Below are 15,732 nucleotides of genomic sequence, written 5' to 3'. Positions count from 1 at the left end.
TGCGCCGCCGCTGACCGACTGAATGCGCGCACACCCAATGTGGGAGGGGGCTTGCCCCCTCCCACATGAGCCCTGCGCCGGGTCAAATCAGTGGTGCAAGGCCTTGGCCGCGCCCAACAGCCCCTGAAACTTGCGATAACGCGCCTCCAGCACCGGCTGTTGCGCCCCATCCGGCACGTACCGAGCCTTGACCGGCATACCCGCCGCGAGCAAGTCCGCGCCCTGCCCGATGGCCAGGAACCCCAGCTTCGCCGCACCGATACACGCGCTCAATTCACTGCCATGCAGGGTGAAGATTTCCCGCTGCAGGATGTTGGCCAACAACTGCGCCCAATACGCACTGCGCGCCCCGCCGCCCACCAGCGCACAGGCAGTGACGTCGGCGCCGCTCGATTGCACTGCGCGCAACGCGTCCAGCAGGCCAAAGCCCACGCCTTCCATCACCGCATACCCGAGCATCGCCGGGTTACAGTCGTGGCCCAGGTTCATGAAGCCGCCGCGCAGCAAGGGGTCGTTATGCGGCGTGCGTTCGCCGGCCAGGTAAGGCAGGAACAACGGGGTGGACAGCGGCACCGATTGGCCGATAGGCAACTGGGCCTGGACCTGATCCAACAGCGCCTGTTCATCCGGCATGCCCGTCAGGCGCGTGACCCAACGCAAACAACTGGCGCCGGCCAGCATCGCGCCCATGGTGTACCAACGCTCAGGCAACGCATGGCAGAAGCTGTGCACCGCAGTGGCCGGGTTGCCCGCCGCATGGTCGGTGATGGCGACAATCGCCGCGCTGGTGCCCAGCGTGATGAAACCGTCACCGGCGTTGATCGCACCGATGCCCACGGCCGCAACCGGGTTATCGCCACCGCCGCCGGCAATCACCACCTCGGCGCGCAAACCCAGTTCGCGGGCGGTCAAAAACGCACTCGCCGCACCGCCCTCCACCAGCCTGGGCATCTGCTCCGGTGTAAGGCCGGTGGCCCGTAGCATGGGGCTAAACCATTGACGATTGGCCACGTCCAACCACAGCGTTCCGGCCGCATCGGACATCTCGCTGATGCGCTCCCCGCTCAAGCGCAGGCGCAGATAGTCCTTGGGCGACAGCACGCAATCGATGGCCTTGAACACCTCGGGCTCATGCTGTTGCAGCCAGAGCAGTTTCGGCGCGGTCAACCCGGCCATCGGCAAGCTGCCGGTGACGTCGGCGAACCCTGGGCCGAGCTGTGCCGCTTCGGCTACCGCGCGCGAGTCGTCCCACAGAATTGCCGGGTATAACACGCGGTCGTCGTCTCCCAGCAATACCGCGCCGTGCATTTGCCCGGACAGGCCGATGCACGCCACGCGGGCAAACGATTCATGCGCGCGCAACACATCCAGCGCCTGCAAACAGGCTTGCCACCAGTCTTGCGGCGCCTGTTCGGACCAGCCGGCATGCCGACGCGAGACGCTCAAGCGCACGCCGGCCTGAGCCAGCACGGCGCCGCGGGTGTCCATCAGGATGGCTTTGAGTTCCGAGGTGCCCAGGTCGATGCCGAGGGAAACAGCACTGTTCATACGCATGTCATTCCAATCAATCACAGCCACAGGAGTTACGTATTTGCAGGGTCGGCTCCAGACGCACACTGCGGGTCGGCGCGGCGGGCGCTGCCATGCGTTGCAGTAACAGGTTGACCGCCTGAGCACCGAGCGCCTGGACCGGCTGGGCGATCAATGTCAGGCGCGGCACAAAGAAATCGGCCCAATCAAAATCATCGAAGCCCACCAGCGCCATCTGCGCCGGCACTTCGATATGTGCATCGCGCAAGGCCTGCATCGCGCCGAGGGTCATCAGGTTGTTGCCAGCCATGATCGCGGTCGGCGGCGCTGCCAGACCGAGTAACTGCACCGTGGCCTGGCGTGCCGGCTCGGTGTTGGAGCCGCCGTTGACCAGCAGTTGCGCATCGAACGCCAGCCCTGCGGCCGCCAATGCCGCGCGATAACCGGCGACCCGTTCATCCGTGGTGCTGAACCCCGCGCGCCCGGCGATAAAGCCGATTCGGCGATGCCCATGGGCGATCAGGTGAGCAATCAGCGCTTGGGTCGGCTGGGTATTCTCCACCCCGACCTGATCGAATTGCTCACTCATCATCCGGTCCACCAGCACCGCCGGAATCTCACTGGCCCGCAGATACTCCAGGGCCAGCGAGCCGTTCGAGGGCGCCAACACAATGCCGTCGACGCGCCGATGATGCAGCGCCGTGACCACCCGCAGCTCCTGCTCCGGGTCATCGTGGGTATCGACGAACAGCATCATGTAGCCGTGCTTGGCGCACTCGGTTTCGATCGCGTGCACGGTTTCGCTGAAGTAGTGGTTGGACAGCGCCGAGATCGCCACGCCAATCGTGCTGGTGCTCGACCGCGCCAGCGAACGCGCCAGGGTGTTGGGGATATACCCCAGTTCCTGGATCGCGCGCTGCACCGCTTGCACCGTGGCCGGGCTGACCTTGCGGGTGCCGTTCAACACATGGGACACCGTTGACGTCGACACCCCCGCTCTGCTTGCGACGTCATCCATGGTGACCACGGCGCTGTTCCTCTCAGTGACTCAGTGTTTACTCGACCAACCGCTGTACGTCGCGACGCTGTCGCGGGTGATCAGTTTTGGCGTGAGCAGCGTAACCGTTTCGGCGGGCGCCTTGTCGTTGAGAAGGTCATTACCGATGTTCACCGCCGTCTGCGCCATGGCCCATGGGTCCTGGCTGGACGACGCCTGGATCTGGGTGTCGGTCTTCAGTGCATGCTCGATATCCGGTGCGCCATCCACCGAGGTGATGATGATACCGCTGCGTTTAAGCTGCTTGGCCGCCAAGTCGCTGCCGATGGCCTGGGGGTCGTTGATCGCGAACAGACCGTCGATTTTTGCAAAACGCGTGAGGTAGCCCTGCATCACGTTCAGGCCGCCTTCACGCGAGCCTTTGCCGTCCTGGTCGTCGGACAGTACCTTGATCTGCGGCGCAGCAGCCAAGGCGGCCTTGCAACCCTTGACGCGGTCGGTCACGGCGGTCACTTGCGGGCCGTTCTGGATAATCACGTTGCCTTTGCCCGCGAGCTTGTCCACCAGGAATTGGCAGGCCAGTTTGCCGGCTTCGACGTTGTCGGTCTGCACGGTCGCGTTGACCCCCTTGGCGTCCACATCCACCGCCACGACGATAATGCCGGCGTCACGGGCTTTCTTGATCGCCGAGGCCATGGCGGACGGGTCGACGGCGTTGATCAGAATCAGGTCGACCTTGGACGAGATGAAGTTGTCGATCTGCGAAAACTGCTTGCTCAAGTCATAGTCGGCCGACACCGACGTGACCTTGACGCTGGGGTTCAGCTCCTTGGCCCGGGCCGTGGCGCCGTCGGCCAGGGTCACGAAATACGGGTTGCCCAGCGAGCCCATGCTGATGCCCAGGGCCTTCAATTCACGCGCTTCCACGGCCTGGGACATCAGGGCAGCCAAGGCAATGACGGGAACGATGTGTTTTAGGTTCATGCGGGTCTCTCTTGTGATTGTTGTAGGAGTGAACTCAGGTCCGTGCACCGGACTGGCGATAGCGATCCAGCGCCACCGCGCCGATGATCACGATGCCCTTGATGATGTACTGCCAGATATCCGAGACGCCCAACAGCACCAGGCCATTGGTCAGTACCGCAATGATCAGTGCGCCGATCAGCGTGCCGCCGATGGTGCCGACGCCGCCGGTAAAGCTGGTGCCGCCGAGGATCACTGCGGCGATCGCATCCAGTTCGTAGGATTGCCCCAGTTGCAGGCCGTTGGCGGCGAACAGGCGTGAAGCACTCATCACCGCGCCAAGCCCGGCCAGCGCCCCGGACATCGCGTAGACAAACAGCAGCACCTTCCACACCTTGATCCCGGAGAGCCGCGCCGCTTCCGGGTTGCCGCCCACCGAATAGATCTGCACGCCCATCACCGTGCGCCGCAGGATGAACCACGACAGCGCCACCACGGCCACCGCGATGACCACCAGCCACGGCACGCCGAGGATCGAGTCGTTGCCGATAAAAGCAAACGGCAGGTCGGGGTTGAACACGGTCTTGTCGTCGGCCAGCAAACGTGCGAGGCCGCGCATGGCGGTCAGCGCGCCGAGGGTGACGATAAACGGCGGCAAGCGCATGAACGCAATCAACCCGCCGTTGACCAGGCCCAGCAACAGACCAAAGCCAATCCCGGCGGCAATCCCGAACATGCCGAACTGCGGCGACATCGAGGCCTGCAACGCCACCACGGCCGAAGCCGCGAGGATCGCGCCGACGGACAGGTCGATGCCGGCGGTCAGGATCACAAAGGTCATGCCCGCCGCCAGCACCACGTTGACCGAGGCCTGTTGCGTAATGATCGACAGGTTCTGCACCGTCAGGAAGTTTTCACTGGCCAGGGCAAAGCCCACCAGCAACAGGACCAGCACCGGCAGCATGCCGACGCTGCGCATCAGTTCCCTGAGCCGCTCGGTCTTGCCGATTACGGGGAGGGTCATTGTGTTGTTCGAATCAGCCATGGGCAGCCACCTGATCGCCACCGGTGGCGAGGTCAATAATACGTTCCTGGGAAATGACGTGGCCCGAAGCCCCGCCGACTTCGGCCACCAACTGGCCTTCGCGCATGATCAGCACGCGGTCGCAGGTGCCGATGATTTCCGGCAACTCGCTGGAAATCACCACGATGCCCACGCCGGCCTGCGCCAGTTGATTGATGATGCGGTAGATCTCGGATTTGGAACCGATGTCCACGCCGCGCGTGGGTTCGTCGAGGATCAGCACATGCGGCTTGACCTCCAGCAACCGCGCCAGCAAGACCTTCTGCTGATTACCGCCGGACAGCGCGCCGACATTGACCTTGCCGGACGCCACGCGAATCGACAGCGATTTGATCGCGTCGTTCGAGCGCTGCGCAGCATGCCCGCGATTGAGCACGCCACCGGCATGCGCGTCCGGCACACAGGCACAGACATTGATGTTGTCGGCCACGCTCATGTCCAGGAACAGGCCCTGGGCCTTGCGGTCTTCGGTGAGGTACACCACGCCGGCGCGAATCGCGTCGGCCGGGGTACGCAGTTGCGTGACTGTCTTGCCCACCACTTCCAGGGTGCCGGCGGTGCGCGGGTCGGCGCCGAAGATCAGCCGCGCCAGTTCGGTGCGCCCTGCCCCCACCAGGCCGGCGATACCCAGCACTTCACCGGCGTGCAGGTCGAAGCTGCAGTTGCGCACGCGTTTGCCGTCGGCCATGTCGCGCACGCGCATCACCACCGCGCCGGGGTCATAGGCCGCGTGCTCCTTCTTGTAGAAACCGGAGAGGTCGCGGCCCACCATCATCTTCACCAGCACCTCGGCCGACAGCGCGTCGCGGGTCAGTTCGCCGATGTACTGGCCGTCGCGCAGCACCGAAACCCGGTCCGACAGTTCGTAGATCTCGGCCATGCGATGGCTGATATAGATGATCGCCAAGCCCTGGCCGCGCAACTGTTTGATCAGCGCGAACAGGCGGTCGGTCTCGCGCGACGAAAGCGGCGTGGTGGGCTCGTCCATGACCAGGATCTTGGCGTGGGCATGCAGGGCGCGGGCGATTTCCACCAACTGGCGTTCGGCAATCGACAGGCTGCTGACCCGCGTCGCCGCGGTGAACTCGGCGCCCAGGCGTTGCAGCACCTCCACGCAACCGGCCAGCATGCCCTGGCGGTCGATGGTCCAGCCACGGCGCAGTTCACGGCCCAGGTAGATGTTCTCGGCCACGCTCAGGTTCGGGCACAGGCTCAGTTCCTGGTAAATCACGGCGATGCCGAGGGCTTTGGCGGTGGCGGGATCGAACGTTGCGACAGGCTGGCCGGCAATGCGGATGGTGCCGCCCGGGTCGGCCTGGTAAGCGCCGGAGAGGATTTTCATCAGGGTGGATTTGCCGGCGCCGTTCTCCCCCATCAAGGCGTGGATTTCGCCGGGGTAGACTTTCAGGCCGACATTCTTGAGCACACGCAAACCGTTGAAGGTTTTGCTGATGCCCTGCATCTCAAGCAAGGGTTCGAGGCTCATGAATGAGCTCCTGATTTTATTATTGTTGTATTCGCGCTCCTTGGATCAGAGCCGATTGCCACCGACTCTAATCAGATACATTTACTTACGCAAGCGCTTGCGCAGCCCGTTTGTCGCCTGATGAAACGTTTCATCAGGCGAATTCTCAGCGATTTCAGCGTTCGTAGCGTTTAGGCAGCATGCGCACCAAGGTGTTGTCCCGCACCCAGTAGTGGTGGAACAACCCGGCGGCGGCATGCAGGCCAATCAGCCAATACCCGGCGCTGCCCAACCATTCATGCCAGTGCTTGAACTGCCTGGCCAGGTCCGGGTCCGCCGCGACCAGGGTCGGCAAGGAGAACTCGAAATACGGTATCGGCTTGCCCGCGGCGTTGAGCATCAGCCAGGCCAGCAGCGGCGTGACGATCATCAGCCCATACAGCGCCAGGTGCATCAGGTGCGACGCACCCGTCTGCCAGGCCGGCGGGCGCGGCACAATCGGTGGACGCGGCATCAGGCGCCCCAGCAGGCGCAGCCACACCAGCAGGAAAATCCCGATACCAAACAGCGCGTGGGCGCCGAGGAACAGCCCCCTGAGTACGTGCCCGCGAGGCAACAGGCCTTTGATTTCAATGCAACCGTATACGCCGACAAACAACGCCAGCATCAACCAGTGCAGAATCATCGACAGCCTTGCATAGCGCGGTGTCATCAGGTTTTCGGTCATAGAAAAGGAGCCTTGTGCAAGGGGCGGTGGCCGGACCCGGCCTTGAAGAGTCGCCGTCACCCTGCCCGCGTAGCCTTAAGACAATCTGAAGATGGCTGAAACGATCATTTTCACCACCTTCAGACTTCGTTAAGAAATGCCCTCGATACTCCTCCCAACTTCACTTGGGAGGCATAACGCCAATGCCCGGTATCGATTGGAACATTCCCTTGCCCCTGTTATTCGGCCAAGCCGACAGTGCGCCGCTGTCCCTTGCCCGCGCCCTGCCCCAAGACCCTCAGCGCGCTGCCTTCGAGGCCTTCATCCAACAGCGCTTTCGCATTGCCCACGGTGCCGATATCCGTCATTTCATGCCGCAGCTGTTTGGCGTCAGTCAGGCCAACGGTGAACTGTGTGCCGTCGCCGGTGTGCGCCTGGCAAGCGACGAGCCGCTGTTCCTGGAGCGTTACCTGGACCATCCGATCGAACCGCTGATCAGCGCGGCCGCCGCGCAACCGGTAGACCGCCGGGCGATCGCCGAAGTCGGCAACCTGGCCGCCAGCGATACCGGCAGTGCGCGCCTGAGCATCATCGCCATCACCTGGCTGCTGGCCATGGCCGGCCTGGAGTGGGTGGCGTTCACCGGCAATATCGGCCTGGTCAATAGTTTCCATCGTCTCGGTTTGAAGCCCGTCACCCTGTGCGCCGCCGACCCGCAGCGCCTGGGCGATGAACGCCATCACTGGGGCAGTTATTACGAAAGCCAACCCTGGGTGCATGTCGGCAATATCCGCGCCGGCTTCATCCATTTGCGCAACATGGGCCTGTTCTCGCGCCTGGGGTTGCCTGCCACGATTGAGGACGCCAGCCATGTCGCCTGAAACCCGCCGTTTCCACGCTGTTCTTCGCGGCTATGCCGAGCGCAATGACGGCACCGTCGCCCTGTGGGGAGACACGTTGAAGATGGATTACACCGCGCTGTTCGCCGAGGTGACCTATCGGCAGGAACGCCTGCGCGCTGAAGGCGTGAAGGTGGTGGCCCTGGCCCTGGACAATGGCGTCGAGGCCATGCTGTGGGACCTGGCGATCCTGTTCGAAGGCTTGACCTGCCTGACTCTGCCGCCGTTCTTCAGCCCTGCCCAGCGCGCCCACTGCCTGGAACAGAGTCACGCCGAGCGCGTGATCGCCGAACCGTACCTGGAAGCCGAATTGCACGCCGGCGGTTACCGCAAAACCGGCGACTTCTGGTGCCGCGCGTTCGAAGGCCGCCCTTCGATGCCTCTGGGCACCGCCAAAGTGACCTTTACCTCGGGCACCACCGGCACGCCCAAAGGCGTGTGCCTGAGCGCCGACAGCGTGCTGCGGGTGGCCCGCGAGTTGTATCAGGCCAGCCATGCCAGCGACCCGCGCCATCACCTGTCATTATTGCCGCTTGCCATCCTGCTCGAGAACCTGGGGTGCTACGCCGCGCTGTATGCCGGCGCCACCTTGAGCTTGCCCAGCCAGAAGAGCCTGGGCATCCAGGGCGCCAGTGCAGTGGATGCCGCGCAATTGCTCGGCTGCCTGGCGGTGCGCCAGCCCCACAGCCTGATCCTGGTCCCGCAGTTGCTGTTGATGCTGGTCATCGCCGCCGAGCAGAAGGCGTTCAACCCGCAAGGTTTGCGCTTTGCTGCCGTGGGCGGTGCACGGGTCTCCAAGGCCTTGCTGCTACGGGCGCAGCAACTGGGCGTGCCGGTGTTCGAAGGTTACGGGCTCTCTGAATGCGCCTCGGTGGTGTGCCTCAATCGGCCCGGTGCGCAACGGCCAGGCAGTGTCGGCCAACCGCTGCCCCATGTGGAGATCCGCCTCGCCGAGGACGGCGAAGTGCTGATCAAGGGCTCGACCTTGCTCGGTTACCTGGGGCAGACCGAACAGCCCGAGCAGTGGTGGCCCAGCGGCGACCTGGGCGCGTTCGATGACGACGGTTTTCTCTACCTCAAAGGCCGCAAGAAACATCAGTTCGTCACCAGTTACGGGCGCAACGTCAACCCGGACTGGGTTGAGGCCGAGCTGACCCAGGGCGGCGCCATCGCCCAGGCCTTCGTCTACGGAGAAGCCCTGCCGGAGAACCACGCGCTGCTATGGCCGCATCGCGCCGACTGCACCGACGCCCAACTGGCCGCCGCCGTGGCCCTGGCCAACAGCAGCCTACCCGACTACGCGCAGGTGCATCGCTGGACGCGCCTGGAAGAACCGTTTACCGCCGCCAATGGCTTGCTCACCGCCAATGGCCGGCCACGGCGTGACGCCATCGTCGCGCGCTATCAATCCCGACTTGCCCCTGCACTCAACGAGGAAACCTCATCGTGAACTTTTTCGACACCCTGCAAGACGCTACCCAACAGGAACGCCAGGCACTGTTCAGCCTGCCGATCATCCGTGATGCACTGGAAGGCAAGGTCAGCCTGGAAAGCTACCGTGAATTCCTGGCCCAGGCCTACTACCACGTGCGGCACACCGTGCCATTGATGATGGCTTGCGGTGCGCGCCTGCCCTCGCGCCTGGAGTGGCTGCGCAAGGCGGTCTGCGAGTACATCGAGGAAGAATATGGCCACGAGCAATGGGTGCTCGATGACATCGCTGCCTGTGGTGGCGACCGAGACGCGGTCCGTGACGGCCGCCCTGGCTTGCCTATCGAGTTGATGGTCAGCTACCTCTATGACCTGATCGCCCGTGACAACCCCGTCGGCCTGTTTGGCATGGTCAATGTGCTGGAAGGCACCAGCATCGCCCTGGCCACCCACGCGGCCGGTAGTATCCGTGACCGCCTGCAACTACCAGAGACGGCATTCAGCTACCTGAGTTCCCACGGTTCCCTGGACATTGGGCACATGGAGACGTATCGCCGCTTGATGAACAGCCTGGACGACCCCGCCGACCAGGCCGCCGTGATCCACGCATCCAAGGTGGTGTACGCCCTCTACACCGACATGTTCCGCAACCTGCCGCGTATCGGGGAGGCCCCCCATGCAACTGTCTGACGCCCGTGTGGTGCTGACCGGCGCCAGCGGTGGCATTGGCCTGGCGATCGCCACCGCGCTGTGCGCCAGTGGCGCGCACGTCCTGGCCGTGGCGCGTCATCGCGCACCGCTGGAAGCCTTGTTGGCCCAGTACCCGGAGCAACTGTGCTGGGTGGGTGCCGACCTGACCTTCCTCAACGACCGACGCAAGGTGCTGGCCGCCGCCCAAGCCATCGGCGGCGTCAACCTGCTGATCAACGCTGCCGGCGTCAACCACTTCGCCATGCTGGAACAGCTGGACGAAAACGAAATCAACGGCATGCTCGCGTTGAACATCACCGCGCCGATCTGCCTGACCAAGCTGCTGCTGCCCATGCTCAAGCAAGCCGCGAGCGCGATGGTGGTGAATGTCGGCTCGACTTACGGTTCGATCGGTTACCCCGGTTATGCCACCTACTGCGCCACCAAGTTCGCCCTGCGCGGGTTTTCCGAAGCCTTGCGCCGGGAACTGGCCGACACCCGCGTCGGTGTGTTGTATGTCGCGCCGCGCGCCACCCAAACCCGCATGAACAGCCCGGCGGCGCAGGCCTTGAACGATGCGCTCAAGTCCAACGTCGACGAACCGCACAGCGTGGCTACCGCCGTGATCAAAGCGATTGCCAACGACCGCCGCGATCTTTACCTGGGCTGGCCGGAGCGCTTCTTTGTGCGCCTCAACAGCCTGCTGCCGAATCTGGTCGACCGTGGTTTGCGTAAACAACTGCCACTGGTACGCCGCCTGAGCGATAAACCCGTTAAAAAGGACCTGAACCCATGAAACGCCTCTTCGCCGCGCTGCTGCTCACCGCCCTGAGCCCGCTCACCTGGGCGCTGGACGCCGCCGACCAGCAACGGCTGACCGATATCCAGACGCGCTGGGCGCACATTCAATACAGCCTGCCCGAGGAACAGCGCGCCCAAGCCTTTGAGCAGCTTGCCTCCCAGGCGACGGCCTTCACCCAGACGCGTCCTCAGGCGGCCGAGGCCTGGATTTGGTCCGGGATTGTCAGCAGCAGCTGGGCCGGTGCCCAGGGCGGGCTTGGCGCGTTGAGCAAGGTCAAGGCGGCCAAGGTCGACCTGGAAAAAGCCCTCGCCCTCGACCCCAAGGCCCTGCAAGGCTCTGCCTATACCAGCCTGGCCGCACTGTATGATCGGGTGCCCGGCTGGCCGATCGGCTTTGGGGATGCCGACAAGGCTGAACAGTTACTCAAACAGGCCTTGCAACTGAACCCGACGGGCATAGATAGTCTGTACTTCTGGGGTGATCACCTGTACCGGCAAAAACGCTACGGCGAAGCCCGTGATGCCCTGCAAAAAGCGCTGCTGGCCGCCCCACGACCTGGCCGGGAAACCGCCGATGCCGGACGGCGCAAAGAAATCGAAAGCGTGCTGGCAGACATCAACAAAAAACTCAACTGACAGGAGTCCGCGTGCGCCTATTACTGATCGAGGATGACGAAGCATTGGGTGAAGGTATTCACCAGGCGCTGGTACGTGAGGGCTACACCGTTGATTGGCTCAAAGATGGCAGCAGTGCATTACATGCACTGCTCAGCGAAACCTTTGACGTGGCGGTGCTCGATCTCGGGCTGCCGCGCATGGATGGGCTGGAGGTGCTGCGCCGCCTGCGTGACAGCGGCTCGAACCTGCCGGTGCTGATCCTCACGGCGCGCGATGCTACCGAAGACCGTATCGCCGGGCTCGACGCCGGCGCCGACGATTACCTGATCAAGCCCTTCGACCTGGCCGAGCTCAAGGCGCGCCTGCGCGCGTTACTGCGTCGCAGCGCCGGCCGTGCGCGGGTCATGATCGAACACGCCGGCATCTGCCTGGACCCGAGCACGCAACAAGTCAGCTACCACGGCGAACCGGTGTTGCTCACCCCCAAGGAATATCAGCTGCTGCACGAACTGCTGTCGCCACCTGGCCGCGTCATGACCCGTGACCAGTTGATGCAGTTGCTCTACGGCTGGAACGAAGAAGCTGAAAGCAACACCCTGGAGGTGCATATCCATCACCTGCGCAAGAAATTCTCCAGCGAGCTGATCCGCACCGTTCGCGGCGTCGGCTACCTGGTGGAGGAGCGCGGATGACTTCTATTCGGCGGCGTACCCTGACCCTGATCATTGGCCTGCTGCTCGCCGGGCTGTTGTTGATCAGCGTGCTCAACCTGCATGACAGCAACCACGAAATCGCCGAAGTCTATGACGCACAACTGGCACAGAACGCCCGCCTGCTCCAGGGCGTGATGAGCATGCCGTTGGCCAGCCAAGACCAGGAAGACCTGTACCGCGCCTTCAACAAAGCCTTGGGCGAAGCAGTGCCCAAGGTCGATGGGCACCCCTATGAAAGCAAAGTCGCCTTCCAGGTGTGGAACCCCAAGGGCGAACTGCTGGTGTTTACCGCCAGCGCCCCCTCATTTGTCCCGGCGCCCACCCAGCCCGGCTTCAGCAACGTCGACGACCTGAACGGCCGTCAATGGCGCGGCTTCGTCCTCAAGGACAAGGACAACGGCCTGCGGATCTGGGTGGGCGAACGCGACGATGTGCGCACCGACCTGGTGCAGCGCATCGTGCGGCATACCTTGTGGCCCAACGTACTGGGTAGCCTGATTCTCGCCGCGATGGTCTGGCTGGCAATCGGCTGGGGTCTAAAGCCCCTGGCCGATATGGCCGCCACCCTGCGCGCGCGGCATTCCGGCTCCCTCGAACCGATGCAACTGACCCCGCTGCCCACGGAGCTTGAGCCGATGCAGGCGGCGCTGAACCGCATGCTGGCGCAGATCCAGGAAATGCTCGGCCGCGAGCGACGCTTCATTGCCGATGCAGCCCATGAAATGCGCACGCCACTGGCGGTATTGCGCGTGCATGCCCAGAACCTGCTGGAAGCCGGCACCGAAACCGAACGGCGCGAATCCCTGGCCTTTCTGATCGCTGGCGTCGACCGCACCAGCCGTCTGGTCAACCAACTGCTGACCATGGCGCGCCTGGAACCCGGCGCCGGGCAACCGCCGATACAGGCCATCGACCTGGCGACCACGGTGCGCGAAACCCTGATTCAGTTGACGCCGTGGCTGCTGAGCAAAGGCCTCGAACTGGTATTCGACGTCGAGGAGGGTCCACACCCCGTAAATACCGATGCCGCCGCGATCAATATCGCCCTGACCAACCTGGTGACCAACGCCGCGAATTTCTCCCCGGATCAGGGCGTGATCACCGTGGGCTTGCGCAAAAACGCCCAGCGTTTCGCGCTCACCGTCGACGATCAAGGCCCCGGCATCGACGAGAGCCAGCGCGAACGGCTGTTCGAGCGTTTCTACAGCCGTGGTAATGCCCAAGGCGCAGGCCTGGGCCTGACCATCGTACAAACCATCGCCCATCGCCTGGGAGGCCAGGTGCGCCTGGAAAACCTGGCGGCCGGCGGCCTGCGGGCGACCCTGGAAATCCCGGGTTGACGCGACGCTAGCCGACCAGTGTGCCCAGCCACATCGCACCGACCAGCAGGACCTGCCCGGCAATCACATAGGCCGCAAATCGACGACCGCCGCTGACCCCGGCCACCAGGCACTTGCTCAGCGCGTTGCAACTGACCGCCAGCAACACCGGGATGGCCGCAGACGCCAGGGAAAGCTGGCCGCTGGTAGCCAGGGCGGCAATCGAGGCGATGGACGCGTGGGCGTCGGCAAAACCACTCAGGGTGGCGGTCAACATCACGCCGACCTGGCCGAAGTGATAAAGCATCAGCGACGACAAGAAGGTAATGCCGCTCAGGGTCAAGACCATGATCAGCGCCAGCTTGAGGTCGAATGCGCCGCCCACCCGGATCGCTTGGCTGGCACCTGCCGGCGGCGCGCGCAGCATCAGGCACGCACCGTACAACGCGGTGGTGGCAAACCCGGCGAGCAGCGGCCAGGCCATTTGCGACAGCAGCGTCGGTTCCACGGTGCCGAGGATCAGCGCCACTTGGGTCACCGTCGCAATATTCGAGAGAATGGCCGCCGCCGCCAGGGTGCGCAGGTGCTCCGGCTCTTTGACGGCAATGTGGCCCATGGCGGCAACGGTCACGGTACTGGAAGCGAACCCCGAAGCAATGGCACCCACAACATAGCCATAACGCGGCCCCAGCGCGCGCACCGCCACATGCCCTACCGCGCCGACCGCCATCAATAACACCGTCAAGGTGCAGATGGTGCGCGGGTTCAGTGCCCCATAGGGGCCGATAGTGCGATCCGGCGCCAGCGGCAAGACCACCAGCGCAACGACCAGCAGCAATAGGCCATCGCGCATTTCTACATCGGTCAATTGGCTGCGGGCAAAGTTGTGCAGCTTGTCACGGTAGGCCAGCAGGCCGGCCATGACCACGCCAATGGCGATGGCCAGTTCGGGTGCGACCCCACACCAGGCGCCCAGCACCAGCACCGTGAGCAACGCGACTTCGCTGGTGATCCCCGGGTCTTTGTCGCGGCTCTTCCAGTAAGCGGTGCTGACGATCACGGCCAGGCACCCGGCGATCAGCCCGAGCAACAGGCCGCCACCGACTTGCTGCGCGACGTAACCCAGTAACGCAGTGATGGAATAGGTGCGCAGACCGGCAAAAGCGCGCAGCTCACCCTCGCCCTTGTGGCGCTCGCGCTCAAGGCCGATCAGCATGCCGATGCCCAGTGCCGCCGCGGCGCCTGCCAGCCCCAGGGTCTGCGTCATTTACAGGCGCCTTCAGGGCGTGATCGCGACTTTCAGCACACCGTCGCGCTGATGGGCAAACAGCTCATAGGCTGCCTCGATATCGTCGAGTTTGAAACGGTGCGTGACCAGCGGCGACAGATCCACCCCGCCGCTGGCCACCACGGCCAGCAAGCGGCGCATGCGTTCCTTGCCACCGGGGCACAGGGTCGACACGATGCTGTAGTCACCCAGTCCGGCGCCAAATGCATCATAGGGAATGCGCAGGTCGCTGGAGTACACCCCCAGACTCGATACCCGGCCCCCGGGACGCAGTACGCGCAATGCCGACTCGAATGTACCCTGGGTGCCCAAGGCTTCGATGGCCACATCGACCCCGCGGCCATCGGTCAGCGCGAGGATCTGCTCGACCACATCGCCTTTCTTGAAGTCGACGATATGGGTAGCCCCCAGGCCGCGGGCGACGTTCATGCGCTCGCTGACGCCGTCGACGCCGATGATCATCGACGCGCCTTTGAGCCGGGCGCCGGCCACCGCGCACAGGCCGATCGGCCCGAGGGCGAATACCACGACGGTATCGCCGATGCTCACCTCGCCGCGCTCGGCACCGGAAAAGCCGGTGGACATGATGTCCGGACACATGAGCACTTGTTCGTCGCTCAGGCCATCGGGGATCGGGCACAGGTTGGCCAGCGCATCGGGGACCAGCACGTATTCGGCCTGGCAGCCGTCGAGGGTATTGCCGAATTTCCAGCCGCCCGCTGCGCGAAAGCCATGGCGGGTGTCGGGGCCGTCCTGGGAACCGCACCCGCACAGGCAGGCATAACTTTGCCCGCTGGGCGTGATGGCGCCAGCAATGACGCGCTGGCCCTCAACGAAACCGCGCACCTGGGAACCCAGCCGCTCGATCACGCCCACCGGTTCGTGGCCCACGGTCAACCCTTTGGCCACCGGGTATTCACCACGCAGGATATGCACGTCGGTACCGCAGATGGTCGTGGTGGTGATGCGCACCAGGGCGTCCAGCGGGCCGACTTCGGGGATGGGTTTGTCGTCGAGGACGATGCGGTTTTTTTCAACGAAGACAGCTGCTTTCATGGTTGCCATGGCGTGACCTCCTGCGTCTGGAAAAGCCTGAATGGCACTCAGACTGCACCGCGGTGACGCCGCGCAAGTTGATCATGATCAACAATCCCCTGATTGATCGCGGCACCCGACCGGATGTCGCTGACATTGCCCGGGCTCAAGGCGACTTGATACAAGTCAAACC

The 15,732-nt window shown here is 63.9% G+C and carries 15 protein-coding genes; 7 read left to right on the top strand and 8 right to left on the bottom strand.

All coding sequences use genetic code 11. From position 1 onward, the window contains the following. Nucleotides 1–87: 87 nt before the first annotated feature. The 6 genes from xylB to U5A08_RS14100 all read right to left on the bottom strand — a co-directional run bounded on the left by xylB (nt 88) and on the right by U5A08_RS14100 (nt 6,766). Nucleotides 88–1,548, bottom strand: coding sequence for a xylulokinase (gene xylB / locus U5A08_RS14125; protein WP_321852050.1), 1,461 nt, complete (start codon nt 1,546–1,548; stop codon nt 88–90). Between the two features lie 16 nt (nt 1,549–1,564). After that, nucleotides 1,565–2,557, bottom strand: coding sequence for a LacI family DNA-binding transcriptional regulator (locus U5A08_RS14120; RefSeq protein ID WP_253395740.1), 993 nt, complete (start codon nt 2,555–2,557; stop codon nt 1,565–1,567). Between the two features lie 21 nt (nt 2,558–2,578). After that, nucleotides 2,579–3,511: an ABC transporter substrate-binding protein gene (locus U5A08_RS14115; protein WP_321852047.1), complete on the bottom strand. Its 933-nt coding sequence runs from the start codon at nt 3,509–3,511 to the stop codon at nt 2,579–2,581. 34 nt (nt 3,512–3,545) lie between these two features. Further along, the gene (locus tag U5A08_RS14110; protein ID WP_321852224.1) at nt 3,546–4,514 is read right to left on the bottom strand and encodes an ABC transporter permease subunit; all 969 of its coding nucleotides are present in this window, start codon (nt 4,512–4,514) and stop codon (nt 3,546–3,548) included. A 13-nt stretch (nt 4,515–4,527) separates the two neighbouring features. Then, the gene (locus U5A08_RS14105) at nt 4,528–6,060 is read right to left on the bottom strand and encodes a sugar ABC transporter ATP-binding protein (RefSeq protein WP_276193047.1); all 1,533 of its coding nucleotides are present in this window, start codon (nt 6,058–6,060) and stop codon (nt 4,528–4,530) included. 154 nt (nt 6,061–6,214) lie between these two features. After that, nucleotides 6,215–6,766 carry a cytochrome b gene (locus U5A08_RS14100; RefSeq protein ID WP_321852045.1) on the bottom strand — a complete coding sequence of 184 codons (552 nt, stop codon included), beginning with the start codon at nt 6,764–6,766 and terminating at the stop codon, nt 6,215–6,217. A gap of 182 nt (nt 6,767–6,948) precedes the next feature. Here U5A08_RS14100 and U5A08_RS14095 point away from each other — a divergent pair, with 182 nt between their 5' ends. Genes U5A08_RS14095 through U5A08_RS14065 form a run of 7 tightly spaced genes read left to right on the top strand, consistent with a single transcriptional unit; the run spans nt 6,949 to nt 13,237 of the window. Next, nucleotides 6,949–7,626, top strand: a complete 678-nt coding sequence (locus tag U5A08_RS14095; protein WP_253395734.1) for a thermostable hemolysin — start codon at nt 6,949–6,951, stop codon at nt 7,624–7,626. Then, nucleotides 7,616–9,094: an AMP-binding protein gene (locus U5A08_RS14090; protein ID WP_321852043.1), complete on the top strand. Its 1,479-nt coding sequence runs from the start codon at nt 7,616–7,618 to the stop codon at nt 9,092–9,094. The genes U5A08_RS14095 and U5A08_RS14090 overlap by 11 nt, the downstream gene beginning before the upstream one ends. Continuing rightward, the gene (locus tag U5A08_RS14085) at nt 9,091–9,765 is read left to right on the top strand and encodes an iron-containing redox enzyme family protein (protein ID WP_247406426.1); all 675 of its coding nucleotides are present in this window, start codon (nt 9,091–9,093) and stop codon (nt 9,763–9,765) included. The genes U5A08_RS14090 and U5A08_RS14085 overlap by 4 nt, the downstream gene beginning before the upstream one ends. Further along, nucleotides 9,752–10,561 carry an SDR family oxidoreductase gene (locus U5A08_RS14080; protein ID WP_253395732.1) on the top strand — a complete coding sequence of 270 codons (810 nt, stop codon included), beginning with the start codon at nt 9,752–9,754 and terminating at the stop codon, nt 10,559–10,561. The genes U5A08_RS14085 and U5A08_RS14080 overlap by 14 nt, the downstream gene beginning before the upstream one ends. Beyond that, entirely contained in the window at nt 10,558–11,202 is a 645-nt protein-coding gene (locus U5A08_RS14075) for a tetratricopeptide repeat protein (protein ID WP_253395731.1), read from the top strand. The genes U5A08_RS14080 and U5A08_RS14075 overlap by 4 nt, the downstream gene beginning before the upstream one ends. A gap of 11 nt (nt 11,203–11,213) precedes the next feature. Beyond that, a complete protein-coding gene (locus U5A08_RS14070; RefSeq protein ID WP_017845733.1) occupies nt 11,214–11,876 on the top strand; it encodes a response regulator in 663 nt (220 codons plus the stop codon). Continuing rightward, on the top strand, nt 11,873–13,237 hold the full coding sequence (locus tag U5A08_RS14065; RefSeq protein WP_253395730.1) for a sensor histidine kinase: 1,365 nt from the start codon (nt 11,873–11,875) through the stop codon (nt 13,235–13,237). The genes U5A08_RS14070 and U5A08_RS14065 overlap by 4 nt, the downstream gene beginning before the upstream one ends. 7 nt (nt 13,238–13,244) lie before the next feature. Here U5A08_RS14065 and U5A08_RS14060 read toward each other — a convergent pair whose 3' ends face one another. Then, nucleotides 13,245–14,483: an MgtC/SapB family protein gene (locus U5A08_RS14060; protein WP_253395729.1), complete on the bottom strand. Its 1,239-nt coding sequence runs from the start codon at nt 14,481–14,483 to the stop codon at nt 13,245–13,247. Nucleotides 14,484–14,495: 12 nt separating this feature from the next. Continuing rightward, nucleotides 14,496–15,569: an NAD(P)-dependent alcohol dehydrogenase gene (locus U5A08_RS14055; protein ID WP_253395728.1), complete on the bottom strand. Its 1,074-nt coding sequence runs from the start codon at nt 15,567–15,569 to the stop codon at nt 14,496–14,498. Nucleotides 15,570–15,732: the final 163 nt, after the last annotated feature.

The sequence above is a fragment of the Pseudomonas paraveronii genome, assembly GCF_963681955.1.
GTDB lineage: Bacteria > Pseudomonadota > Gammaproteobacteria > Pseudomonadales > Pseudomonadaceae > Aquipseudomonas > Aquipseudomonas paraveronii.
Note: the sequence above shows the minus strand (reverse complement) of the source record. Positions and strands in the feature narration are given on the sequence as shown.

What these genes read in the sequence shown, in the direction of transcription:
- U5A08_RS14080 (WP_253395732.1), top strand. Translation starts at nt 9,752, where the DNA reads ATGCAACTGTCTGACGCCCGTGTGGTGCTGACCGGCGCCAGCGGTGGC.
- U5A08_RS14090 (WP_321852043.1), top strand. Translation starts at nt 7,616, where the DNA reads ATGTCGCCTGAAACCCGCCGTTTCCACGCTGTTCTTCGCGGCTATGCC.
- U5A08_RS14055 (WP_253395728.1), bottom strand. Translation starts at nt 15,569, where the DNA reads ATGGCAACCATGAAAGCAGCTGTCTTCGTTGAAAAAAACCGCATCGTC.
- U5A08_RS14075 (WP_253395731.1), top strand. Translation starts at nt 10,558, where the DNA reads ATGAAACGCCTCTTCGCCGCGCTGCTGCTCACCGCCCTGAGCCCGCTC.
- U5A08_RS14095 (WP_253395734.1), top strand. Translation starts at nt 6,949, where the DNA reads ATGCCCGGTATCGATTGGAACATTCCCTTGCCCCTGTTATTCGGCCAA.
- U5A08_RS14105 (WP_276193047.1), bottom strand. Translation starts at nt 6,060, where the DNA reads ATGAGCCTCGAACCCTTGCTTGAGATGCAGGGCATCAGCAAAACCTTC.
- U5A08_RS14060 (WP_253395729.1), bottom strand. Translation starts at nt 14,483, where the DNA reads ATGACGCAGACCCTGGGGCTGGCAGGCGCCGCGGCGGCACTGGGCATC.
- xylB (WP_321852050.1), bottom strand. Translation starts at nt 1,548, where the DNA reads ATGAACAGTGCTGTTTCCCTCGGCATCGACCTGGGCACCTCGGAACTC.
- U5A08_RS14115 (WP_321852047.1), bottom strand. Translation starts at nt 3,511, where the DNA reads ATGAACCTAAAACACATCGTTCCCGTCATTGCCTTGGCTGCCCTGATG.
- U5A08_RS14110 (WP_321852224.1), bottom strand. Translation starts at nt 4,514, where the DNA reads ATGACCCTCCCCGTAATCGGCAAGACCGAGCGGCTCAGGGAACTGATG.
- U5A08_RS14100 (WP_321852045.1), bottom strand. Translation starts at nt 6,766, where the DNA reads ATGACCGAAAACCTGATGACACCGCGCTATGCAAGGCTGTCGATGATT.
- U5A08_RS14065 (WP_253395730.1), top strand. Translation starts at nt 11,873, where the DNA reads ATGACTTCTATTCGGCGGCGTACCCTGACCCTGATCATTGGCCTGCTG.